Annotated in this window: 19 protein-coding genes; 6 read left to right on the forward strand and 13 right to left on the reverse strand. The window is 38.7% G+C overall.

Annotation, left to right across the window (positions count from 1 at the left end; genetic code table 11):
• The 4 genes from ACXM0J_RS09490 to ACXM0J_RS09505 all read left to right on the forward strand — a co-directional run.
• Positions 1–658 (forward strand): fimbria/pilus outer membrane usher protein (locus tag ACXM0J_RS09490; RefSeq protein WP_304457400.1); only part of this gene is annotated, 658 nt, incomplete at its 5' end.
• Positions 649–1,677 (forward strand): Csu type fimbrial protein, encoded by a 1,029-nt coding sequence (locus ACXM0J_RS09495; protein WP_086265640.1) that lies wholly within the window; start codon positions 649–651, stop codon positions 1,675–1,677. The genes ACXM0J_RS09490 and ACXM0J_RS09495, both read left to right, overlap by 10 nt.
• Before the next feature lie 441 nt (positions 1,678–2,118).
• Positions 2,119–3,282, forward strand: a complete 1,164-nt coding sequence (locus ACXM0J_RS09500; protein WP_213034440.1) for an MFS transporter — start codon at positions 2,119–2,121, stop codon at positions 3,280–3,282.
• Between the two features lie 153 nt (positions 3,283–3,435).
• Positions 3,436–3,939, forward strand: a complete 504-nt coding sequence (locus ACXM0J_RS09505; RefSeq protein WP_086265639.1) for a hypothetical protein — start codon at positions 3,436–3,438, stop codon at positions 3,937–3,939.
• Between the two features lie 46 nt (positions 3,940–3,985).
• Here ACXM0J_RS09505 and accC read toward each other — a convergent pair whose 3' ends face one another.
• From accC to ACXM0J_RS09570, 13 genes are all read right to left on the reverse strand, one after another.
• Positions 3,986–5,353 carry an acetyl-CoA carboxylase biotin carboxylase subunit gene (gene accC / locus ACXM0J_RS09510; protein ID WP_002115704.1) on the reverse strand — a complete coding sequence of 456 codons (1,368 nt, stop codon included), beginning with the start codon at positions 5,351–5,353 and terminating at the stop codon, positions 3,986–3,988.
• Positions 5,354–5,370: 17 nt separating this feature from the next.
• On the reverse strand, positions 5,371–5,790 hold the full coding sequence (gene accB, locus ACXM0J_RS09515; RefSeq protein ID WP_000354611.1) for an acetyl-CoA carboxylase biotin carboxyl carrier protein: 420 nt from the start codon (positions 5,788–5,790) through the stop codon (positions 5,371–5,373).
• Between the two features lie 17 nt (positions 5,791–5,807).
• Positions 5,808–6,263, reverse strand: coding sequence for a type II 3-dehydroquinate dehydratase (aroQ, locus tag ACXM0J_RS09520; protein WP_002115614.1), 456 nt, complete (start codon positions 6,261–6,263; stop codon positions 5,808–5,810).
• Between the two features lie 235 nt (positions 6,264–6,498).
• Entirely contained in the window at positions 6,499–7,824 is a 1,326-nt protein-coding gene (locus ACXM0J_RS09525; protein ID WP_086265638.1) for a Y-family DNA polymerase, read from the reverse strand.
• 269 nt (positions 7,825–8,093) lie between these two features.
• On the reverse strand, positions 8,094–10,331 hold the full coding sequence (locus ACXM0J_RS09530) for a TonB-dependent receptor (RefSeq protein WP_086265637.1): 2,238 nt from the start codon (positions 10,329–10,331) through the stop codon (positions 8,094–8,096).
• 154 nt (positions 10,332–10,485) lie between these two features.
• Positions 10,486–11,256 carry an HpcH/HpaI aldolase family protein gene (locus ACXM0J_RS09535; protein WP_139841481.1) on the reverse strand — a complete coding sequence of 257 codons (771 nt, stop codon included), beginning with the start codon at positions 11,254–11,256 and terminating at the stop codon, positions 10,486–10,488.
• On the reverse strand, positions 11,249–14,776 hold the full coding sequence (locus tag ACXM0J_RS09540; protein WP_086265636.1) for an IucA/IucC family protein: 3,528 nt from the start codon (positions 14,774–14,776) through the stop codon (positions 11,249–11,251). The genes ACXM0J_RS09535 and ACXM0J_RS09540 overlap by 8 nt, the downstream gene beginning before the upstream one ends.
• On the reverse strand, positions 14,773–15,978 hold the full coding sequence (locus ACXM0J_RS09545) for an MFS transporter (protein ID WP_086265635.1): 1,206 nt from the start codon (positions 15,976–15,978) through the stop codon (positions 14,773–14,775). The genes ACXM0J_RS09540 and ACXM0J_RS09545 overlap by 4 nt, the downstream gene beginning before the upstream one ends.
• 3 nt (positions 15,979–15,981) lie before the next feature.
• The gene (locus ACXM0J_RS09550; protein WP_086265644.1) at positions 15,982–17,622 is read right to left on the reverse strand and encodes an IucA/IucC family protein; all 1,641 of its coding nucleotides are present in this window, start codon (positions 17,620–17,622) and stop codon (positions 15,982–15,984) included.
• A gap of 71 nt (positions 17,623–17,693) precedes the next feature.
• Entirely contained in the window at positions 17,694–18,707 is a 1,014-nt protein-coding gene (sbnB, locus tag ACXM0J_RS09555; RefSeq protein ID WP_086265634.1) for a 2,3-diaminopropionate biosynthesis protein SbnB, read from the reverse strand.
• Between the two features lie 21 nt (positions 18,708–18,728).
• Positions 18,729–19,733, reverse strand: a complete 1,005-nt coding sequence (gene sbnA, locus ACXM0J_RS09560) for a 2,3-diaminopropionate biosynthesis protein SbnA (protein ID WP_086265633.1) — start codon at positions 19,731–19,733, stop codon at positions 18,729–18,731.
• A 621-nt stretch (positions 19,734–20,354) separates the two neighbouring features.
• Positions 20,355–21,365, reverse strand: coding sequence for an ABC transporter substrate-binding protein (locus ACXM0J_RS09565; RefSeq protein ID WP_086265632.1), 1,011 nt, complete (start codon positions 21,363–21,365; stop codon positions 20,355–20,357).
• Positions 21,366–21,956, reverse strand: coding sequence for an ANTAR domain-containing response regulator (locus ACXM0J_RS09570; RefSeq protein WP_001125253.1), 591 nt, complete (start codon positions 21,954–21,956; stop codon positions 21,366–21,368).
• Positions 21,957–22,411: 455 nt separating this feature from the next.
• Here ACXM0J_RS09570 and ACXM0J_RS09575 point away from each other — a divergent pair, with 455 nt between their 5' ends.
• Positions 22,412–22,681, forward strand: a complete 270-nt coding sequence (locus ACXM0J_RS09575; RefSeq protein ID WP_316249391.1) for a hypothetical protein — start codon at positions 22,412–22,414, stop codon at positions 22,679–22,681.
• Positions 22,682–22,692: 11 nt separating this feature from the next.
• Positions 22,693–25,239: a nitrite reductase large subunit NirB gene (gene nirB, locus ACXM0J_RS09580; RefSeq protein WP_086265630.1), complete on the forward strand. Its 2,547-nt coding sequence runs from the start codon at positions 22,693–22,695 to the stop codon at positions 25,237–25,239.
• The last annotated feature ends 9 nt before the right edge of the window (positions 25,240–25,248 follow it).

Raw genomic sequence — 25,248 nt, forward strand, 5'->3', positions numbered from 1 at the left:
CGATCAGGATGCGAATGAAAACAATGCATCTGTCTATGCCTCTTACCGAGCACGAGCGGCTTACCTGACGGGACGCTATAACCGATTTGGAGACAACGATCAGGTTGCACTTTCGGCGACGGGATCATTGGTTGCGGCGGCGGGACGTATCTTTGCGGCCAATGAAATTGGAGACGGCTTTGCTGTTGTCACCAATGCAGGGCCGCAAAGTCAAATTATAAATGGTGGAGTCAATTTGGGAGAGACTGATAAGTCTGGCCGATTCTTAATTGCGAATTTAAGACCCTACATGTCTCATCATATCTATCTAGACCCATCATATTTACCTTTAGAGTGGGAGATTAGCTCTACGAATCAGACAGCGTTTGTAGGGTATCGCCAAGGAACTTTGGTTGACTTCGGTGCTCATCAGGTCATTTCAGGATTAGTGAAACTGGTTGATCAAAACAATTCACCGTTAATGCCGGGTTATACCGTTCGAATTAATGGCCAGCAAGATGGTGTTGTGGGCTACGATGGTGAAGTGTTTATTCCAAATCTTTTAAAGCAAAACAAGCTTGAAGTCGATCTTCTTGATCATGGCTCCTGCCAAGTTGACTTCACCTATAACAGTAATCAGTACTCAACTAAAAAATTGGGACCTTATGTATGTCGATAAATATTATGAGTCATGATTTTTTGGTAAAGGGTAAAATTTTTTCATTGGTTATAAAGTACATTCTCGTCACAGTGCTAGTTTTTATTCTCTATGCATTTTTTAGCTCGGCGCATGCCAGTTGTACGGTAACGGGCACTACTAATAGTACTTACACCTATACAGCAGCCACCATTAATAATGATGCAACCATAAACTTTTCAGGAACGATAAGGTGTTTTGGTGGGCGTGCTACGCCGGAAATTTCAGGTTATATGTGCATGAAAACGGTATTTACAGGAACCACAAACGCAATTAACAGTGTTTCATTACCTTACACCGTCACAGCAACTGTAGGTGGAGCAGGGTCTTCTACCACGAATCAAACCTCCAATGTTTGGTATGGGCCAGTGAGAACAGTCGCATCAAATAATATTGTGAGTTACTCGGTAAATATAAAAGTACCGGCCCGAACAGGATCGCTCATTGCCTACCCTCAAGGCACGTATACTGGTACGATTCAGCTATTCTGGGACATGCAAGCAAGTTCTAGCACGGTATGTGAAGGAAATAGTGGTGGAGGGTGGGATTCGGGTAATACCACTATAATTGCTAATTATGTTGTACCAAGTTTGTGTCAATTAGATTCAACATCAAATGTCGATTTTGGAAATATCAATGATATTAGTACAACGAGTCGTGATTACACAGCGCAAGGAGCAGTGAATACAACCTGTAATTATGGAACACCATATAGCATTTATTTAGGGGATGGTAATAACCGTATAGCTGGGGGCTTTAGGCGTATGGCAAATGCTAGTAGTCAGTATATTCCTTATCAACTCTATCAGAATTCAACTTATAGTACGGTATGGGATACTACAGGTGGTGTGATTACGGTTGGAGGTGCAGGCGGTGTTTCTAAGACAGGATCGGGGACTGCTCAAAGCACAAATGTCTATGGAAAAATTCCACAGGGGACCACCATTTCAGCCATACCTGGGAATTACTCGGATACTATCGTTGTTACAGTGACTTATTGAGGGATGTTTTGAGTGTGAATATTTAGCTCTGAAAGCATCCTTTCTATGAACTTGATTTTAATTGTTTTGATTTAAAAGCAGTAGATGAACTTGTAATAAAAAGAGGCTCGCAAAAGAACGTTTAACGGTAATGTTGTTTTAGGATGAGTAAAAACAGAAAAAGACAAATTAAAAAAATAAGAAAAAACATCTGATAAATATATACCTTATGAATATTAAATGTATTTTTACATAAGTTAACAGATTGTACAAATTAAATTACAGTTATCTTTGCTTTATTTATTCTTTCTTATCAATAAAAAAGCTTTTAGAGGAAAAGTTGCTTATTAATAATTTAGTTATTTGTATTGGAAAACAAAGTGTTAAAATTGTAGGGTTGGGATGTTTTGAATATATAATTATCTTGAATTTTAACCTATTGAAAATACTAAGGTTTACAACTTGTTCCAACCACTTACAATCCAAACTAGACTTGGCGGATTCTACTTTTTCTACTATTCCATTGTGGGTACATTTATGCCTTATTGGAATTTATATCTACAAGATCAAGGATTTAATTATCAAGAAATTGGTGTCTTATCATCAATTGCGATTGTAACGCGTTTTTTTGCACCTTTAATTTGGGGGTGGATTGCTGATAAATCTGGTAAGAGAATGCTACTTGTTCGGCTGGCAACTTGGATGGAGTCGTGCATATGGTTGGCTATTTTTATAGTTCCAAATACTTTTCAATCAGTTGCTTTGCTTATGCTTATTTTTAGCTTTTTCCAAAATGCGATATTAGCTCAATTTGAAGGGGTAACTTTATTTTGGTTGGGTGATCAAAAAGCCAAACTTTACGGCAAAATTCGTAAGTGGGGATCTGTCGGGTTTATTGTTGGGGTATTCACTATTGGAGCAATTTTAGAAATAGTGCCTATTTCAATGCTTCCAATTTTATTATTAATTATTGCTTCACTGGCATTCATCTGGTCTTTCACCATCCGCGAACCTGATAGTGCGCCTAGCTCGCAAAAACATTTAGAGCCTTTGCTTCCTGTTCTTAAGCGGCCAACAGTGGCTGCTTTTTTTGCAATTGAATTTATTCTACTTTTTTCACACGCCCCTTTTTATAGTTTTTATAGTAATTTTCTGAAATCTTTAAGTTTTAGTACCACACAAATTGGCTTCTTATGGGCTATGGGAGTTTTTGCTGAGATTTTTATGTTTTCAATAGCTGCAAAAGTTTTTCAGCATTTCTCATGGCGTATTCTAGTGATTGTGTGCCTCATATTAACGAGCATACGCTGGATGTTAGTTGCAGTATTTTCACATCAGTTTATGGGTCAACTTTTTGCACAGTGTTTGCATGCTTTTAGTTTCGGTTTATTTCATTTAATTGCTATGCGGGTTATTTTTCAAAATTTCTCTGCGGGACAACAGGGGCGTGGGCAAGCACTTTACAGCACGATGTGGGGATTAGGGGTAGCTTTTGGTAGTATTTTAGCTGGGCATTTTTGGAAAACTCTTTCTGGTGAAGTCATCTTTATGTGTGCAAGTTTAGTTGTGCTATTAGGCTTAGGCTTTGTAATGTGGCTTCCTAAACGAATTGATACTTCAGCATAAGTTGGCGTTACGCATCAATAAATTGGTATTAAAAAAAGCAAATAAATATAAAAATTGTTTGATGAGATATAGTCACTTGTTACGGTTGAAAAATATTGTTTTTATATGGTTATGGAGCAATGATTTTCTAAAAAAATATGCTAACTTAACTCCATGCGTTTAATGATTAATAAATCTATGAAAAATATTTATATTATTGGATTATTGTGGGCTTGTTCTGGTTTAGCTGTGGCAGAAACAGTAACAGAGAAGCCAGTCGAACAACCAGTTCGGACTGCAAGTAATCCTAATGCTATACGTATTGTTACGCGACCTGAAATTATGGGATTATGGGGAATGGAAATTCCAAATAATAAAAAATGTGTAGAATATTATAACTTTCGTAGTAGTAATGATGTAGTGATTAAAAGTGGTCAGGAATGGTCTTATGGTATCTATGAATACCAACCATCTGATGATCCTAAAGAACAGCTAGCTGCTTTAGTGATGCAAATTAAATTTGATAATAATAAAGTAGATTGTTCTGGTCAGAAACAAGACCAAACAGGTGATGTATCACAATATTTTGTACAATGGAAAAACGACCATACAATCAATTTTTGCTCGACAGCTAAAGGTGAGCAGTGCTTTGCGACTTTGCGTAGAGTGTTACCATAAAATTATAGATATAAAAAAAGCCTCTTAAAAATAAGAGGCTTTTTTATTATGCAGTTTCAGCTTTCTTTTCTTCAACTTGCTTTAACAAGTGTTTTTCAAGGTAATGGATATCCATTGCTTGAGAGCAGAAGCTCTTATCTTGCAAAATAAGATCTTTATGCAGAGGAATATTTGTTTTAATTCCTGTAAGGATCATTTCATCTAATGCTTGACGCATACGAGCAATTGAAGTTTCACGGTCTTTACCATGAGAAATCAATTTAGCAATCATAGAGTCATAGTAAGGTGGAATGCTGTATTCTGGGTAGATATGAGAATCTAAACGAATACCAGCACCGCCTGGCGCATAGAAGCTTTCGATTTTACCTGGTGAAGGTAAGAACGTTGTTGGATCTTCTGCATTGATACGGCATTCAATTGCATGCCCTTGAACTTTGATATCTTCTTGTTGAAGCTCTAGTCCTAGACCGCCTGCAATACGTAACTGTTGTTCAATAATATCAACACCAGTAACCATTTCAGTTACAGGGTGCTCTACCTGAACACGAGTATTCATTTCAATAAAGAAGAATTCGCCATCTTCAAATAAGAATTCAAACGTACCCGCACCACGATACTGCATCAACTGACATGCATGAACACAAGCTTCTAAGATATCAGCTCGAGCTTGCTCTGGTAAGTTTGGTGCAGGTGCTTCTTCTAGTACTTTTTGATGACGGCGTTGTAATGAACAGTCGCGGTCATATAAATGAATTGCATGACCATTACCATCACCAAGAACTTGAACTTCGACATGGCGAGGTTTCTGCAAGAAGCGCTCCATGTAAACTGTATCATCACCGAACCACATTTCTGCATCGCGCTGAGCTGCTTGAACAGATTCAAGGAGTGTATCTACCCGCTCAACAATACGCATACCACGTCCACCACCGCCAGAAGCGGCTTTAACGATAAGCGGAAAGCCGATTTCTTTCGCTTCTGCCAAGGCATTGTGGATGGTTACCGCATGGTCGCAACCTGGTACAGTAGGTACGCCTGCTTTTTTCATGGCAACAATCGCAGAAACTTTATTTCCCATAAGGCGAATATGTTCTGGACGTGGACCAATAAAAGTGAAGCCTGAGCTTTCTACAATTTCAGCAAACTCAGCATTTTCTGAAAGGAAACCATAACCCGGGTGAATAGCATCAGCACCGGTAATTTCTGCAGCAGTAATAATTGCCGGGATATTTAAATAGCTATCACTACTTGCGCCCGGACCAATACATACTGCTTCATCAACAAAACGTAAATGCATCAAATCCTTATCGGCATCTGAATAGATACCAACAGTCTTGATTCCTAATGTTTTACAAGCCCGGGTAATACGTAAAGCGATTTCACCACGGTTTGCAATTAAAACTTTTTGCAACATAGACGTCCCCGGGGTAATTACGCGCGATAACGGAATAAAGGTTGACCGAATTGGATAACTTCACCATTTTTCACTAAAATTTCTTCGATCACGCCACTTTGAGTTGCTTCAATTGGGTTCATGATTTTCATTGCTTCAATAATACCCAAAGTTTCACCAGCAGATACTGTTTGGCCTACTTTAACAAATGGTGCTTCACCTGGGCTTGGAGCAGCGTAGAACACGCCAACCATTGGAGAAGTTTCAACTGCTCCACGCGGTGTTTTTGCAACTGGTGCTTCTGCAACAGGAGCAGCCGGAAGTGCTACACCAGCCGCAGCAACGACAGGATTGCGACGAGTTAAAGCGATTGATTGATCACCTTCTTTAACTTCGATCGCTTGCAAGTCAGACTCAATCATTAAATCGATGAGTTTCTTAATTTTGCGGATATCCATGGGCGACTATTCCTAAACTAGTTTGGGTTAGATGGTTGAATTTTTTCAATAGCGTAATCGAGTGCAAAACGATAGCCTTTTGCACCTAAACCACAAATCACGCCAATTGCTTTATCAGATAAATAAGAATGATGTCTGAACGCCTCTCTTGCATGGACATTCGACAAATGTACTTCGATGAATGGAATCGCAACGCCAAGAAGAGCATCACGTAGAGCAACAGAAGTATGGGTAAGGGCTGCAGGGTTGATAATAATAAGTTTTACGCCTTCAGTTTGTGCTTGATGAATACGATCAACAATGGCACCTTCCCAGTTGCTTTGAAAAGTATCTAATGTGATTGAAGCTTGTTGAGCTTGGCTAATAAGTTGTTGGTTAATATCATCTAAGGTAAGATGACCATATACCTCTGGTTCGCGTTTTCCCAGCAAATTCAAATTCGGTCCATGAATCACCAAAATGGTCGAACTCATTCAGATTGCTCCAGCTCTAAAGTTGCAAATATTCTTTGCAAGATGTCTGCAAAGTTTGCTTATTATGGCATATGTTTCTACAAATTTTTTATAATTTGTTTTTATTGTCGCAGAAAGGGTATACCAAATTCGGCTTATATATTGTAAATTTTGCGATGATTTAGCAATGTTAAAAAATGACAAAATTTCAAGTAATTTAATGGAGCTTATTTTAAACCGAATTGACAAAAACAGTTCATGTATTTTGTGTAACGGCTATAGAGTTCTCTCCAATCACTAATAGCTCATTCCATCGAGTTAGATAATTTTTTGAACGGTGGCATTGTTTCATATGCCAAGATGGACTACGGGAATGATAACCGACTTGTAAATAGTGACTACCGAATCGATTACGAACTGTGCTGAGCGTTTGCATTAATTGTTGTCTTTGCTGAATCAACTCAAGAGGTTGCCATAAATCATCAATGTGATGTTGACGGGGATGCAAACCACAAAATAAGACTCCAATTTTAATGTATTTTTTATTTTCTTTATATAAAACATCAATTTGTTGCATAGCTGCTTTTGTTAATATACATAAATCATCTGTTGCATAATTTAGGCCTATCGCCTGAGAAGATGCTTTTTTATAAGGTGGTTTATCTGTTTTTTCATAAAGCATGACTTGAACGCAGGCGCACAGCTGTTCTTGTTTCATTAAGCGGCGATGAGCTCGGTTAAGATGAAAAATAAGCGCTTGTTTAATAATTTCAATACTGGATAAAGCTTGAGCGAAACTACGTGATGCCAAAATTCGTTTTGTGATGATAGCTGGATCGTCAAGTTGAATACAGGATTGGCCTTTTAGCTCACGAATGGTACGTGCCATAACCACAGAAAAAGCTTTTGCTAGATGATGCTCATTGGCAAAAGTTAAGTCTAAGCATGAATAAATCTCATAACTTCGTAATTGTTTGACTAATTGATAGCCAATTCCCCAGACTTCTTTGACTGAAGTGTGTTGCATGAGGTCTTCAAGAAGCAAAGGATCTAAAGTGGTGAAATTACAAATTCTATTAAAGCTTCTAATTTTTTTAGCATAGTGATTGGCTAATTTTGCTTGAGTTTTTGAATATCCGATGCCAATACAACAAGGTAAGCTTAGCCATTCTTCTAAGGTTTCTACGACTTTGACACAATAAGAATGAATATCTAGAGATTGAAGATAAGGGGTAAGGCGAATAAAACATTCATCTATAGAATAAGCTTCTAAATCATCGGGCGAGAAAAATTCACCAAGAACTGAAAAAAAGCGACGCGACATTTCAGCATACAAAGTATAGTTGCTTGAATAGACGTGTACACCTGCTTGAAGAGCTTCTTGTTCGATTTGATACCATGGAATCCCCATTTTGATACCCATATTTTTTGCTTCTTCACTGCGTGATACAACACATCCATCGTTATTAGAAAGTACTACGACAGGCACGCCAATAAGTTTTGGGTTAAATAGTCGCTCACAACTGACATAACAGTTATTAATGTCTACAAGCGCATAAATTTCGCGGTGTGAGATTTCCATTATGATTCGCCCCATTAAAAATATTGGTAAAGCTACATATTTGTATGGGTCTCCATAAAACACAGCGATGTGGCGTGTGAAATGAAAAGTTGGATTTTGAATATGTAACAAAATCAAGTTAACAAAATTTTTAGCAGAATGCTAGGGTGGTTCTGTGGGTTTAACTTAGGTTAACCATGGAAAAAATAGATAAGGTTTTAATATTTTTAATAAAAAAGGAGATCGCATCGATCTCCTTTTTTTATGACACATTCAACGTCAGTTTTTGATTACCACTTATGACTATAAGTTACTTTAAGCGTTGCACCATTTGCCACTAAATGGCTAGTGTTATCGCTAGTTCGTAATAATTGGCTATAGAGAGGATAATACTTGCGGTTAAACATGTTCTCTAAACCAATCGTCACAGTGTCTTTTTTGTTAAGCGCAAAGCTACTGATTAAATCTGCTGTTGTATAAGATTTTACATCATAGCGACCAAAACTATTTTTGCCATTTAAGCGGTAATCTTCTGAACCAAAGTAAGTGGCTTGTAGACGATTCGTCCAAGTTTCCGTTGGACTATAAGAAATATAACCTGTGAGTTTTAATGGTGGAATACGGAAACCTGTCATGTCTTGTTCAGCACCGTTTTGCGGCTTTTCACGACCTTTCATCCACGTAACACTACCACCAGTTCCCCAAACATTGGCATCATCAAGATAATCAAAAGTTGCTTCAACACCAGTGACTTTTTCTTTGGTTCTAGCGAGTACTAAACCATTGTTGAACGATTGCACAGCACCTAGGTCGGAAGTGGAGTGGAAGACCGCTAAACTTGAAGAGAAATTGTTGAAGTTTCCTTTCCAGCCTAACTCGTAGTTATCTACTTTTACGGGTTCTAAGAATGACGAACCAAGGTTAAAACCTTCACCAGCATTACGAATAATCAAACCAACATCAGGTAATTGGAAACCTTGGTTAAAAGATGCATAAATCGAGTGTTGGTCATTTGGAGAGAAAGTCACGTTAGCATTGTACAACCATGCATCAGCTTTCACTTTTCCGCCCTCAACGGTGTAAGGGTTGGGCTTACCTAATTGTGATAAAGGAACAAAGCTATCAATTTGGGCATAGCTGTCTTCATAACGCGTACCAGCTTCTGCTGACCATTGGTCATTAAAGCGGTGTTTTAACTGTATAAAACCACCTATACTTTGCGTGGTGAGTTCAGGTAAATAAATAAGTTTGCCAATTTTTACAAACTCTAAGCCACCAGATTGATCATAAATGTCAGGATCGAAAATATCTAAAGGCATTTCGCTTTTTTCGCGGCTAAAGTCACCACCCCAAACCAATGATGTATCACCTAAAAATTCAAGTGGTGTGGTCACAGTTAAACGGCTACCGAGTACGTTATTTTCTTGATAAATCTGATCGACTTGCTTACCACGATTCGCATTTCCACGCGCATCAAACGGTGAAAAACGTGTAAAGAAGTCGCGGTAATAAATTTGAGCATCAACCTTATTGCCAAAAAAATCTTTATGGTTGTAAGTCAAATTGTATATCTGGTTTTCATTCTTATTTTGGTCTTTAAGCTTTAAGCCTTTAATTGCTTTTGCTGGTACAGTTCCAGTAGCGGCATTCTTAACACTTGGATCAGATGCATAGTCTGAATCTTGCTCAGCATTATAGTAATTTGCAGCGAATTGTAGATATTGGTTGTCATCAATATGGTAACCAAGCTTACCGCCTACGCTGTAGCCATCGGAGTCATATAAATCACCCTGACTTGGTTCTGGTGCAACACGGTCACCACTTGCATCGTACGGGCTACCAATACGTTGATAACCAAAGTCGAACGCGTAATCAAAGGCATTAAAGCTACCTGTGAAATATTGGTGAATATCGCCACTTAAAGCATTAGAACGGAAATTTGTTAAAGGTGTTTGAAGCCCAACCACGGTTTTAGCTGTAGGTTCACCGCCCGCAGCTTTTGTAGTAATTGAAATAATACCGCCCGCAGCACCGCCACCATAAATTGCGTTACTGCCGCGAATCACTTCAATATTTGCAATACTTTCAGGATCAATTGCTGAAAGTCCGCGTGATGTGTCACGTGTAAGGTTCATCGGCACGCCATCGACTAAGATGAGGGCATTACGACCACGTAAGGTTTGACCGTAATCGGTAATGGTGCGGCTTGAATCGGACAAACCCGGTACGGCTTTTGCTAAAACAGTCGCAATACTTCCAGATGAACCATTTCTTAAAAGTTCAATTTGTTTCTCATCTAGCTTGGTGACTTGTTTGGCAGAGGTAGAGAGTTCATCTGCGCGTGAAGCAGTAATTGTAATTGTCGGGAGAGCTTCAGGTTTCTTTTCTGTTTCTGTGGTTTCAGCAGGTGAAGCAGCAAAAGCTGAATTGGAAAGAATGATGGCCCCACTAAGTGAAAGAAGTGGAATGATATTTTTAACTTCAGACTTCCTCGTAAAAAGCTTATTACTTTTTATCTTATTTCTCATTGTCTCGCCCTGAGAGTGATTTTAAATTGAGCGAATTATAAATGAGAATCATTGTAATTAACAATATTGTTCATTACTTTAAAATAATATATTTGAAATTTATTCAATGAATTAGGGGGATAAGTGTTTATTCCCCCAGAAAATTGAATAGTGATTAAATTTCTTTAAACGCATTTAGGTGATTTTGATGGGCACGGCGAATAATGCTTCGATCATCTCCAAGTACAAAAAGCTGAACAGACTGTTGTTTCCAAGCAGCAATATCTTCAGGTTGTCGGGGAATAGCACAGAAATGCTTTTGGCTGTTTTTAATCTTTGCATACATCTCTTGAACTTTTTCTTTGACCTTTGGATGGCTGGTTTGCCACGGCATTCCCATAGATTGAGAAAGGTCGGCAGCACCTTCCAGAATAATATCAATACCTTCAACTTTTAAAATTTCATCAAGCTGTTCTAATCCTTCCAAGCTTTCAATCATAGCAATGACAACCGTTTCGCTTGCTGCGTGTTGAGCAAAACTCGCTAAATCGTCCATGCCGTATCGATTTAACCTTGTCGAATTCAATCCTCTTTGACCAAGCGGCATATAGTGGCAATAGTTCACAGCCTCTTGAGCTTGTTGAGCATTTTCAATACGTGGAAACACAATGCCTGTTACCCCTGCATCGAGCAGAGGTAGAACTAAATGGTTAGCGTTTAAAGGCACTCTTACAAACACATCGAGGCTCATGGCTCTAGCCGCTAAAATCATAGTCTCGACTTGAGACGTACTAAATAAAGTATGTTCCAAGTCGATAATAATAAAGTCATAGCCCGCAAGTGCTAGTTGCTCGACATTAATCGGAGAAGCTACGGAACAAAATATTCCATAAAGCATCTCTCCATTTGCTATTCGTTTCTTAAAAGAAATCGAATGCTTATTCATATTCAATTTCCTTAATGAGACTGAGCGGGTTTGGTGTGGTTTGTACTCTTAAGCGAATTTCCGGAAGGAAACGGCGGCTTGCGAGTTGTTCAATATCAATGGTGTCATCTGTAAAGTTAAATAATTCATAGCGCTCGCTAAACTCTGGGTGAGCTTCTTTATGCTGATTAATAATGCTTCTTAACATGGTCCAGAATTTGATTTCATCGAAGTCATAATGTTCATTTAAGAAAATCGCTAACTCTGCAAGATTTACAAACCAAAGCGCATCTTGGGTAAAGTCTCTTAACTCATTTGGAGAATGGGTTTCCAAGAACGAGTTCGGGTTAATCTTGGCATGTTCTTTTGGTGCATCTTGTAAGTTAGGTAAAAGCTCGGGCTCACGTAAAAGATGACGACTAAAACGGATACCATCGTGGAAATCTTTCAAGGCTGCCTTAATTGGTAGGCCATTTTTATGAATCAGTACCATGTTTTGTGCATGTGACTCTAAAGCCAGACCGTGGCACCATAAAATATGCATGATAGGTAAATAAGCGTTGGTAAGTAATTTTTCTAACCAGAACTCAATACCGTACTCTTGAATCCACTCATCGATTAGTGGTTTTTGGTCCGTATCAACTTGCATTAGACCCGTTACTGGTGTTGCTGATTCGCCTTCTTTTAAGTAGCTGTAAATACTTTCGCGCCAAATGCAGGCGAGTGCGCCGTATTGAACAGGTAGCGCAATTTGCTGATTCACTGAAAGACCGCCAATCTCTCTTAAAATAACAGGCTTACGCTGTTTTTCTAAAATATGGTCTTGTTCAACAATGTTATAAAGCCAGTCACTCATTTTGGCTGCATTTTGAACAGTATGTGGTGCCAATACACGAGAGGTAGAGGTATTGACCAAGTTCATTGCCAACTTGAGAGAAAACGCTGAGATATCACTAATATTTGATAATGTGCGAATGGACTGCTGTGGTAAATAGGTTGGACCTTCAATGTCTAACGGAATGATCAGTTGGTTGCTAATCGCATCTTGATAATATAATTCAATGATTTTATCCCACTGCCACGGGTGAATTGGGGTGAGGATATAATCTTTAAAATCTACATTTTGCTCTTTCAATTGATCATTAATAGTTTGTAGATCTTTTCCTGAAAAATGCTGTTTATAAAGCTGTTCTAAGTTAATAGTTTCACTTAAAACCAGTTTGCATAAACTGTTATGAGTTGCCACCCATTGAACCGTAAAGCCTTCAGAAAGTTCCGGTGCATATTTCTGGTTTTCTTTTAAATCGAAGCCGATACGAGACTTAAAGCTTGGATGATATAAATGCGCATTGGTAATCCGTGCTTCTTGTTCTAAATAAGGCAAGGTTCTTAAAGGTTGAGCAGTGGCTTGGCTTAAAGTTTGAGCATGTTTAACGTAAGTTAAATTGAGTTCATCATTAAAGTTTTGCCATTTGACTGGATCAGCTTCAATAATATTTCTTAGGTCGGTAAGTAGCGTTTTTAGATTAGGGCGAGTTTCAGTGTCTAACGTAATATCAGAACGGACTAAGCTTAAAGAATCTAACTTAATTCGTTTAAAACTAAAGTGTCGTTTAGCCGCGCAAGTATAGAAAACGGTATCGGAAATATAAAATTTGATCTGACCTTTAGAAAACTCGTATTTAAAAGTATTTTCAAAAATGAGTGCTTCTAATAATTGGCCTATCACGCGATTTTCCGCGAGGGTTTTATAATTGGTTTGTTGTGTTGGTTGAAGAGGGCAAAGCGCTTCTGCGCCGCGATATTTATAAATAGGGTTTTCAACTTCAATCCAGATTGGATTGCCACCACTGTGGTAGAGCGTATTTAACATATTTGCCTTAATTGGTAATGTGAGTGAGTTAATTAATAAATCGCGATATTGCTGACCTTTGGTGGTAAATTTTTCTTGTGTGAGCGTAAGACGTGTTGCTTGCCAAAGTTCAGATTCTTCAATCACCGTAACTCGCGCAATTGCACTGATGAGATGAGCAATGTGATTGATCACGAGGTAATATTTTAAAAAGATCCATGCATCTTTCTGAGAGAACCAAACCGTACTATCTTCAGAAATAGATAAGTCATCTTCTATCATTTCTGGAACAATGCTAATGCCTTCCATGTCTCGAAGAATAAGGCGATGGGGATAGCCATTTTTAAATTCCATTAAACTATTTTGCATGTGCGCTTCTACGCTAATACCTTTATTTGCAAACAACTCAATTAATGGAATAAGCGAAACCTTAACGTACTGTTTCCACCAGAAAGTAATGAAGTCTTTCGCGTCTTTCGATTGTAGATTTTGGTTGGGTGCTGCTTGCTGAATAAAGCTGAATAGAGGAATCTCATGATGTTCGTTTTCTTCAACCAAGCCGCCCAGCATTCGGGTATTTTCTAATACATCAGGAGTGAGTCCCGCTCTATAAAGGATACCAAATGAACTTTCAAGCTCTGGAATTTTGACTGTTTTTGCTTCTAACTCCGGCAGAATCACAAGGTCGGGATATTGCTCATTAATCTTGTGATTGATAATGATTTTGCTCGCATCAATGGCACGTTCCATTTCATCCATTGGATTATTACGGATGAAACTGGTAATACGTACATCAATAGAGAGTTTTAAGAATAGGTTCGATTGAGGTAACCACACGGTACGAACGGATGAGGTTGGCCATACCGTTTGACCTAAAGCTCCAAAATAAATAACGTCTTGGCTATCTAAATGTTTCTTTAAAGATGGATGTTGAAGTAAGAAGTTGGCTTGCCACGGATGCGTTGGCATGAGCTCGTAATTTGCTAAGTTTTCTTGCAAATGCTCTTTTGCAGCTTCTAAAACTTCATTTTCAATATGGTGAGAAGGCTGTTCTTCACTTACCAGCTTTTGAATTAAAGAAGAATGAATTGCAAAGTAATGAAGTTGGAAATTTGCGCCTAACTCAGGGCTATACTTTTTCATGTCTTCTTTAGAAAAACCTAAGTTGGCCTTAGAGGTCACATGAAAAGGGTGCCCATATAACATGCCTTGTTCGGTTGCCTGAAAACCACTAACTACTTTAGATGCTGTTTGAGATGGCTTATTTTCTAAAAAGAATTTTGTGTTCTCGATACTATTTACAATATCGGAGTACAGGTTCTTATTTTGGTTTTTATCTTTAAATAAACTATTCAACTCATCTGTAATCAGTTTCACTAAATTTTTAGGGTCGGTGAGCGAGTCGAACGTATTGTCATTTAAGTTTTGCAGGACAAAACCACGTTGATATCTGTGATAACCCGTAGTTGAAAGATGCTGAACTGCGCCATAAACAGTCGTGTTAGATGCATTAAACGTATAAGCAAAATACAGGGTACTGGGTTGCTCCGCATATAGGGTGAATAAAGGAGAATCTTGAGCTGGGATAATGTGCTTTTCAAGATTTACTTTGAGTTCACGAAAGAAAGTATTCAGGTACTGTTCGAAAAGTTTATAAGACCATGCATCTGTTGTAATAATTGAGTTCATTCTTGTGCCTCTTTTAAAATTGTATCCATTAAGAATCTGTTCAAAATCACCACTAATCCTGCACCTATAAAAAATAGTGAAGTGCAGATTAATGCAGCAGTAATATTGAAAAATGAGTAAGTGAGCGTGATGGTGATTGGGCCAATAAGCTGTCCTAAGACAAAGGCACTGTTAGAAATGCCAATCACTTTTCCTTGGCTTTGAGTGCCAGCTTTTAGAGAAATGGTGTGTAAGATCGAAGGAATAAGGGCTGCAAAGCAAAAGCCTTGTATGAGTCGTAATACAAGAACTAGCCAAATATTCGAAACCCAGATCAATGCGAAAATCGTGATGCCGCAAATTAAAGATGCGTAAACGAAGTTATTAAAAGAATCTCCTTTATCATCATTTCGTTTTCCCCAATAGGTTGCAGCAATAAAGGCCGCACCCCATGAAAGCGCATGAATGGTTCCCGTTAAACTCGCAGCAGATAACGATGAATGGGTGGTCTGGCTTATTTCACTAATGTATAAAACGAAGCAAGACACCAAACCAAAACCGCCGGCTTGAACCAAAATGCCAGCGCTTAACCATGAAAAAATCGTTCTATCAAAGAAAGCTGGAAGCTTAGATTTTTCTTTGGTTTTTGTGACCTCTGCTTTAACGGGATTGGTTAATACAAATGACGCAATCAAAATTAAGGTCATCACAACAAATGCTGTTGCGTTGAGTAATACTTCAACCCGCCATTGATCCATAAATATCCCGCCGAGTACCGGACCACATAGGCACGCTAGCGCAACACTACTTTGTAGTTGCCCAAAAGCGGCGCCTCGTTGCTGTTCATTGGAAAGATATGAAACATAAGCATTTAAAATCACGGAAAGACCGCAAAAACCGAGTAAAATTCGCGCGAAAATAAACAGGTATAAATGCTGAGCACTCGCCATGAGCAGTATTGAAATACAGAAACCTGCCAGAGAAAGTAGCAAGGCTTTTTTATGGCCGAATATGTCGGATAGGTGTCCCACAATCGGTGCTGTAAATAAGCTGCCAATAGCTGGAGCCGCGAGTGCCAAACCTGCCCAGATAGTGGGAGCACTCATATGTGCCGTCAGTTTTTTCATATAAAGTGGCATAATCGGAATAAGTACCATGAGCCCGAAAGTGGAAAAAAACTGACAGAGCAAAATAATGAAATGATCTAGGCGAGATGAGCGCATGATTTAGATATCCATGGTCTCATAGCTAGAAACAGATAAGCTGTGATAAGGGTTTGGCGTAGTTCCGATTTTACTTGGCATGCCTGTAGAGTCGCTTTCTTGCGCAAGTAAAGGCGTAAGTAGCTGTTTGAATGGCCAAGTCTTATTGTCAAAAAAATAGGTTTGAATTTGAGATTTTGTTTGTTCTGAAATAGGTTGGGTTTCTACAAAATCTTGAATAATATCTTGAACCATTTCCCAAAAATCGCTTTCTGTACGATCTGTATATTTCAAGGTCGCTAAAGCAATCGGGTAGAGGTTAATTTGAATGCCTAAGGTAATGAAGTAATTAAATAAGTCTTCATTTTTAGTAAAGATAAGATTGTTCGGCGTGCTGGTATCGATGGTATAAACTGGGGGTGTAAAACCATTTTCTTTAATGGCTGTGGTGCATATTCTTAAGGTGTCGTGGTCACGCAAAATAAAGCATTTCAACTTATTATTTTCATAACACACCATGGTGTTTTGCCCGTGGCATTCAGGCATGATTCCTTTTGCCCAAAGCGTTAAGAATGTTTGAATAAAATGAACACTTAAGTCTTTTAGTAATGACCATTTGTCACCTTCAACGCCTAAAGCTTCCCATGGGTCGACATAGGTACAGCTTAAAGCTGACATAGTGATTGGCGTGACATTTTTGTCTCGGCAAAAGTCAGGTAAATGTCGGACTTGGCAACCGATTACACCTAAATTTTTTACAATCGGCTCTTGTTTACCCAGCACCCACCAATGTGTTTCATTACTCAAAAAGAGACGATTGTTTAATAAAGCAGTTTCATTAATGACGTCATTTAAAAAATCATAAGCCGTATGACCATTCATTAAATAACGGCCCGGCATAGAGCGGATTGCACCTAATGTCTTGGCATTGGTTGAGAGTTTTAAATGCAAAGTCGGGTTTGCGTTGTGAACAAGCGTTCTTAAAGAAGAAGTCGGTAAACCAATTGTGGTGACATGGTTTAGGTCAATACCGTCGTACTTATTTTCTTCAAACTTTAAATAGCGATGTTGCGTCTCTAACAAAGGCAGGGCTAAGTAATCATCTGAAAGCTCAGCTATTTTGTCAGCAATATGACTTTCCTCAACTTCTGATAATAGAAGCTCTTTGTGAGGAATCGACTCCATATTGTTGATCACGTCATCTTTCTTAAATGCCCACCAGTACACCTCAATTTCTTTTTGAGTTGTGAGTGGTGCAAGTTCACCTTTTGAGTGAGCGAACGGATGAAATGGACGATCAGCTACCAACGATAGCAATTCACTAGTAATTAAAGGCGAAGAAAATGAAAGGGCTGACTGTAAAATTTGAGGAATTCTTTCAGCCGTTACTAAGTTATCTAGCCAATAATTAATCGCTTTTTGATGGTGTGGTGAAGGCCACCAAGTTGCTTTAGTTAAATAGTTAAAAACTTCAGAGATCGAAATTTTAGAAGTTGTATTACTTAAGAGGTTATGAAGCAAAACTTCGGGTTGGGTAATATAGAAAGGATTTACACCATCTACTTTTAAACAGCTGAAATAGAGTTCCAACTCATCATTGAGAGTAATTGCCAGATAAGGCTTTTTATAGGAAATATGATCTTTAAAATCTCCATAATTCTCCATGTAGAGTGCATCTATCGTTTTTTGTAGTTGTGCTGTGTAAATCCGATCTAACATTTTAGTTATTCCTATTCTTATAAAAGCGGTAGAACCGTGCCAACGTTTTGTTCTTGTGCAGCATTGAAGAACCATTTAGCGCAGACAATATCGTCAATCGCCATGCCCATTGGGTTGAGCAAAATGATTTCATCTTCGTGTTCGCGGCCGCTTTTATGACCAATAATGATGTCGCCAAGTTCAGCATGTAGTTTTTCACGGCTGAATAAGCCATCCTCAACCAGCACGTTGATGACTTTCTTTTCTCGGTTTGATTGGTCCCAGTCATCCACAATGACTTTGTCCACTTTTAAGAAGACTTCGGGCTCGATATCCATAATTGAAATGTTTGAAACAAAGCAGCCTTTTTTAAGCCACTCAAATGGAATGTAAGGCTTATCTGAAACGGTACAGGTAATGAGGACATCGGCTTGCTGAATCGCAGACTTAGCACTGTCATGAATTTCAATTTCTAGATGTGGATATTCCGATAAGAACAGTGCTTTGAGTTTTTCAGCTGCTTCAGGGTTCACATCAAATAAATGGATTTTTTTCACTTGAGCATATTGTTCAAGCACAGTCTTAATTTGCATTTGAGCAATCGGTCCGCAGCCAATCACGGTAATGTCTGAAAAGTCTTTTTTTGCTAAATACTTAATAGAAACACCGGTAATTGCAGCAGTTCGCATGGCACTGATGAGGCTGCCTTCCATCACTGCAACTGGATAATTTGTTTCTGAGTCATTTAAAACAATTAATGCACTGGCACGCGGAATATTGAATTTTTTAGGGTTATGTTGTCTTGAACCAATCCATTTGATTCCGGCAATCGGGTCGTTGCCGCCTAAATAACAAGGCATTGCAATAATACGGTCGGCAATATGGTCTGCACCTTGCCAGCGAAGATAAGGTTTTAAGGGTTGTACAAACTGTTTATTTGCATGCAGGGTTAAACCTTCAGTAATCGCTTCAATAAATGAATTACTATGATTTGCGCCCAGATTTAATAAATCTGATTGACTTAAGTAGCGAAGGGTAGCCAAATTGCTCATGAATATGTCCTAAGGAGAAGGTTAAACAACATTTTGTAAAGTAAGGTTTTCTTGGCGTCGTACGTTTCGATTGAAGTGCCGCTTCTTGATCATTTCGAACCATTCATCTTCATAAACCAGATCGAGGTAACGATCGCCGCGATCGGGCAATAGTGTTAAGACGCATGATCCAGCGGGAATGGTTGGAATCAGTTTTTTGATGGCTGAAATAGATGAGCCGCTCGAACCACCTGCAAAAATTCCTTCATGTTCAAGTAGTTCTCTGCAACCGAGTGCCGATTCATAGTCATCTACATAAATGACATCATCAATTTCATCGGGGGAGAGCAGCGGTGGGACTGTACTTGCACCAATACCGGGAATTTCGCGTGGACCAGATGTGCCACCGAACAAGACGGAGCCGACAATATCGACTGCGATGACTTTTAATTCAGGGAACTTTTCTTTAAGGCGACGAGACACGCCCATAATCGTGCCGGAGGTACTTGCTCCAATCACGAGGTAATCAATCTTGCGATCAATTTGATTTAGGATTTCTTCTGCTTCTCCAAAATAATGGCTTTTCCAGTTATTGGGGTTTGCATACTGATTAATCCAAACAGCATTTGGAAGCTGTTGGCAGAGTCGCTTTACAGTGTCAATTCTGGTTTTTAAATAACCGCCGTTTTGATCTTTTTCAGAGACCATCTCGATATTGGCTTTATAAAGCTTCAACATTTGTAAGTTTGCTGAGGCAATTTTGGGGTCAATAACGGCAGTAAATTTTAATCCATATATTTTGCAAGCCATTGCAAGCGCAATCGCTAAGTTCCCTGATGAACTTTCAACAATATGACTATCTTTATTAATGACTCCAGATTTTAGGCCTTCCTGTAGCATGAATAATGCTGGACGGTCTTTAATACTTCCTCCTGGGTTTAACAATTCCATTTTCGCAATCACTGAGACTGATTGATGCGTGAACAGCCTTGATAGTTGTAATAGTGGCGTTTTACCTATGCATTCGAGAATATTTTCATGGATCATGGTAGATCTTCTCAGGTTTTTATGTGATGTGAATGATAATGATTATTAATTTAATTATTATTACCATTTGTGCCATGATTGTTGCGGTTTGTAACGCAAAATACAGGGGACTTATAGGATTTTTCACTAATTTTTTTTGTGTAATTATTTGAATCATAATATTTATATTTTATGAAGTTAGAAATTAATAAATGTTTTAAATATAATTAGATAGGCAAGAAATTACTTTTTAGCTAAAAAAATTAATTTAATTAAGACGAATGTTTGAAAGTTCTTTGAAGCAATAAAATTTATGACCTGACCTACATAATTTGTGTATCACTATTTTGTAGAGATCATAGATAGGTTTAATGCATAAATAAAAAGAGAGGACTATTTGAGTACTTTCTTAAAAGGCTAAGAATGATTAACGAAATTGAATAAGTGGCAGTTATTGATATGGAAATGTCTGAAAATGATAAGTTTTAGTTGGTTATGATCGAAACCATAAGAACTATATTTAATAGATGGGTTGAGTCCTTTAAATATAGTAATGCGTATAACGCATTTGTCTTATGGGTCTTTCAAGCTGTCTTTGTTAAAAAGACAGCTTTTTTTATGATGATTGAGTTTTAGTATTTCTTAGTGCTTAGCTTGATTGTAGCAATCAAGATTGATGCATTGGTTACTTAGTTCTATGATTTGAGCAGGGGTTAATTGAAGTTTTTCCCATTTTTGCATTTGTTCAAATAGCCAATGAAAGTCTTCAGGTTGAGGGGCAGCATTTTCTTTAACCAAGTGCTTTACAATATTTTGAATCATATAATATTTATCGACATGCACTTCTTCAGAACAATGAAATCGGACAATTCCAAACTCGACTAACAACTTTAAGACAGGTACAAAATCTTTCAAGTCACTTAATTCTTTTTGAGCTTTCATAATTGCTGTTGTGAGTGCAATTAAAGTTTGAGGATGCTGTTCAGCCCACTCTTGAGTTACTGCGAGAACTTTATCTGCCACATTGGGAATAATGTCCTGACTTGAGCATACGATTTTACTTAGACCTAAAAGTTCGCCTTGTGTATTCCAAGGCTCTCCTACACAAAAACCATCAATCACATGGTTATCTAAAGCTTCGACCATATATGGTGGTGGAAGTGCTTTGAGCTTGAGCGTTTGAGCTATTTTAGAGTCTGCCAAAGCGAGCCATTCTCTTAAACAATAATGATGAATTGAATGTTTAAATACATGGGCTAAGGACAAAGGATGATCTGCTTGAATGTATTGAGTTACTTTTAGGGCTGTTGCTTGAGCATCCTCATTTTCTTTAATAGCCAGTTGATGAATTAATTTTTGGCTTAAGCTAATAAAAGCACGGTTTTTACTTAAAATGAGAGGAGTTTGCAGTGCAATACCAATTTGGTCGGCACCCACTGCTGCGGCAGGAAGCATGGCAGATAAACAATGTGCGGCATCCAATAAGCCAAAAGCCAAACGGTCGCGTAGACTTGCCCATGATGCTTCTTTAACTAAAGTAACATCTAAACCGACTTCTTCGAAGAAACCTTGCTGTTTTGCCCAAAGCAATGCAAGACAATCAAGTAAAGGAATATAGCCGAGTTGCAATTGAGTCTTTTCTAATGTGCTCATTTATTCATCCTTTAGTTGATCATTTAGTAATTTTTGGGCATCAAGTAAACGCCTCGCCATTTCCCCAATGGTTATACGATGACTCATGGCATTTTTCCTGAGTAATTGAAAGGCTGTATCTTCAGGTAAGCCATGCAGTTGCATGAGTAATACTTTGGCCTTTTCAACATCTTTACGATCTGCCAATTTGGTTTGAGCTTCTTTTAAGTCACCTTCAAGCTTTTTATGCTTTTTATATTGCTCAATCGAGATTTCTAAAATGGTATGTAAGCGGGCAGGGTCTATGCCATCTACAATATAAGCAGTTACTCCCGCATCTATGGCTTGTTTGATGGTGTCTTTATCTGAATTTTTAGTGAATAGAACGGTTGGTAGGTCATAACTACTTACACAGCTTTCAATAATGTCACGATGAGGATGATCCATATCGAGCAAAATCACATCGGCTTGTAAATCTTCAAGACGAAAAATATTTAAGTGGTCCAAAGTAAGGCAGGCAACCACTTCAAAGTCATTTTCAAGCAGACTGTTTTTTATATAGTCGGCCCGCGCATGATCATCATCAATAAGAGCTATTTTGAGTTTTGGCATAAGGTCAGAAAATCAGGCTAAGAAAATGCGCCAATTCGACGCGTTTTTTGTTATTCAGTTTTAAGCAAGATTAGTGCCATCCAAAACTAAACTAAAAATCAGGATTTATTGGCAATTTAAGAAGTCAAAAAATCGATATGATCAATATTAGTGCAAGAAGATGATTCATTTTGTGGCAAGACGTATTTCTATTTAAACCATTTAAATGTAGAGCTTTGGTGCAAATTGAATAAGACATTATTTTTATATGAGAAGAAGAAAATTTATATCTATATGAAAATAAATATAAAAATTATCAATTTCGAATTTTAAAACAATTGGCATGCAAAATGCTTACTTAATTACAGGTCGAAGACGACCATAAGTTTTAAAGACGGCCAACGATGTCCGTTCTGATCGAATTTGTGAGTGCAACTGTACACACAAGGAATTTACGTTCAGTCGGAGTGAAGGCCATGTCTTTATTTTTATTGCATAAAAAAGTTACATCTGAATTATTTAATTTTTCAGTTCCAGCGATGCGAGCCTTCTCTATGAGGGGGCTCGCTTTTTTTATTTCTTTTTATGACTTTGCTGTGCATTGGGTGTCATCAACAAGTGGGAAAAATGGATTCCAAGCAGCTAAATGCTTTGTGAGATTGATTCGCTTCTCGGTAGAACACAAGGCAAAAAAACAACGTCTATTTGAGAACGCAATAACGCAGCTTAAAAGCAACGTGATTTGAGGAGAAACACTATGAAATTGGTAATGATTGGTCATGGTATGGTGGGCCACAAATTCATCGAAGCCATTTTAGAAAAAGCAGATGATGAACTGGAAATCACGATTCTTGCAGAAGAACCTCGTATCGCGTATGACCGTGTACATTTGACAGAATATTTCTCTGGGAAATCAGCAAAAGATTTATCTTTAGCCCGTTTTGACTTTGCTGATGCTCATGGTATTGACCTGCGTCTAAATACCAAAGCAACTGCAATTGATACAGCAGCACAAACAGTCACAACCAATCATGGTGATGTCATCAGCTATGACAAATTGGTGTTGGCAACTGGTTCGTATGCATTCGTTCCACCAATTCCGGGTAATGACCGTGAAAACTGCTTTGTTTACCGTACGATTGAAGATTTAGACGCGATTCGTGCAGCAAGTTTAAGTGCTAAAACAGGTGTGGTGATTGGTGGTGGTTTACTCGGTCTTGAAGCTGCAAAAGCATTGCGTGATCTTAACTTGGAAACACATGTTGTTGAATTTGCACCACGTTTAATGGCAGTTCAAATTGATGACTTAGGTGGTAAAGTTTTACGCCGTAAAATTGAAGATTTAGGTGTAAAAGTTCATACACAAAAAGCGACGCAATCTATCGAATGTGGCAACAGCACTACACATGTAATGAAATTTGCAGATGGTAGCGAGCTTGAAGCAGATGTCATTTTATTCTCTGCTGGGATTCGTCCACGTGATGAACTCGCACGCAACAGTGGTTTGGCGATTGGTGAACGTGGTGGTATCGTCATTAATGATTATTGCCAAACGTCAGATCAAAACATTTATGCCATTGGTGAATGTGCGCTTTGGCAAAACAAAATTTATGGCTTGGTTGCACCGGGCTATGACATGGCACGTATTGCAGCAAAACACATTTTAAATGAAGAATGTCACTGCTTCGCTGGTGCAGACATGAGCACTAAATTGAAGTTGATGGGTGTTGATGTTGCTTCTGTAGGTGATGCGCATGCCATGACTCCGGGTGCATTAAGTTATTTCTATGCAGATGAGCATGCACTGGTTTATAAAAAGATTGTTGTAAATGCAGATAAAACCAAATTGTTGGGCGCGGTTTTGGTGGGCGACGCCAAAGAATACAACGACCTTTTACAAATGATGTTAAACGGTCTGGTTTTACCGGAAGTTCCTGAAAGCTTAATTATGCCGGGATTTGAGCAGTCGGCAGGAAAATCTGGTGGTAGCGGTGTAGATTTGTTGCCTGATAGCGCAACAATCTGTTCATGTAACAACGTATCAAAAGCAGACATCTGCCAAGCGATTAGTGATGGTTCGACCTCTTTAGGTGCATTAAAGAAATGCACCAAAGCAGCAACTGCTTGTGGTGGTTGTGCACCATTAGTGACTCAAGTTTTAAAGTCAGAGTTACAACGTCAAGGTGTAACTGTAAACAATCACATTTGCGAACACTTTCCGTACTCGCGTCAAGAGTTGTATCACTTGGTTCGTGTCAATGAAATTAAGACATTCGATGATTTGATTCATCAACATGGTCATGGTCTAGGGTGCGATATCTGTAAACCTGCTGCCGCAAATATTTTGGCATCTTGCTGGAACGATTTCGTCCTTGAGCCAAGCCATGCAGGCTTACAAGATAGTAATGACTACTATTTGGGTAACATCCAAAAAGACGGTTCTTACTCGGTTGTACCGCGTATGGCAGGTGGTGAAGTGACTCCAGATGGTTTAATCGCGATTGGTCAAATTGCGAAGAAATATAACTTGTACACCAAAATTACTGGCGGTCAACGTGTTGACATGTTCGGTGCGCAAGTTCATGAGCTTCCATTCATTTGGGAAGAATTAAATGCTGCTGGTTTCGAGTCTGGTCATGCTTACGGTAAATCATTGCGTACCGTGAAATCTTGTGTGGGTAGTACATGGTGCCGTTACGGGGTAGACAACTCGGTTGGTTTGGCGATTGAGCTTGAAAACCGCTACAAAGGTTTACGTTCACCACATAAATTAAAAATGGCAGTGTCTGGCTGTACTCGTGAGTGTGCGGAAGCGCAAGGTAAAGACGTTGGTATTATCGCGACCGAAAAAGGTTGGAACCTTTATGTCTGTGGTAACGGTGGTATGAAACCACGTCATGCCGAGTTACTTGCATCTGACCTTGATAAAGCAACGCTCATCCGTTACATCGACCGTTTCTATATGTTCTACATCCAAACTGCAGACCGTTTACAACGTACCAGTGTATGGCGCGACAACATGGAAGGTGGTTTAGATTACCTTAAATCTGTAGTGGTGGACGATTCACTTGGTTTGGCTGCCGAGCTCGAGCGCCGTATGGAACACATTATTGGCACATATCAAGACGAATGGCGTACTGCGGTGGAAAATCCTGAAGTTCGCAAACGCTTCCAAACGTATATCAACGCAGGTGCAAATGAGCAGGCTGATCCGCACATTCAATTTACAACTGAACGTGGTCAAATTCGCCCATTAACTGAAGCTGAACGTTCAGAAGACCGTATTCCAATGGTTGAAGCATAAAGGAGAGTT

The organism is Acinetobacter sp. GRABPA_MV_2 (genome assembly GCF_056725885.1).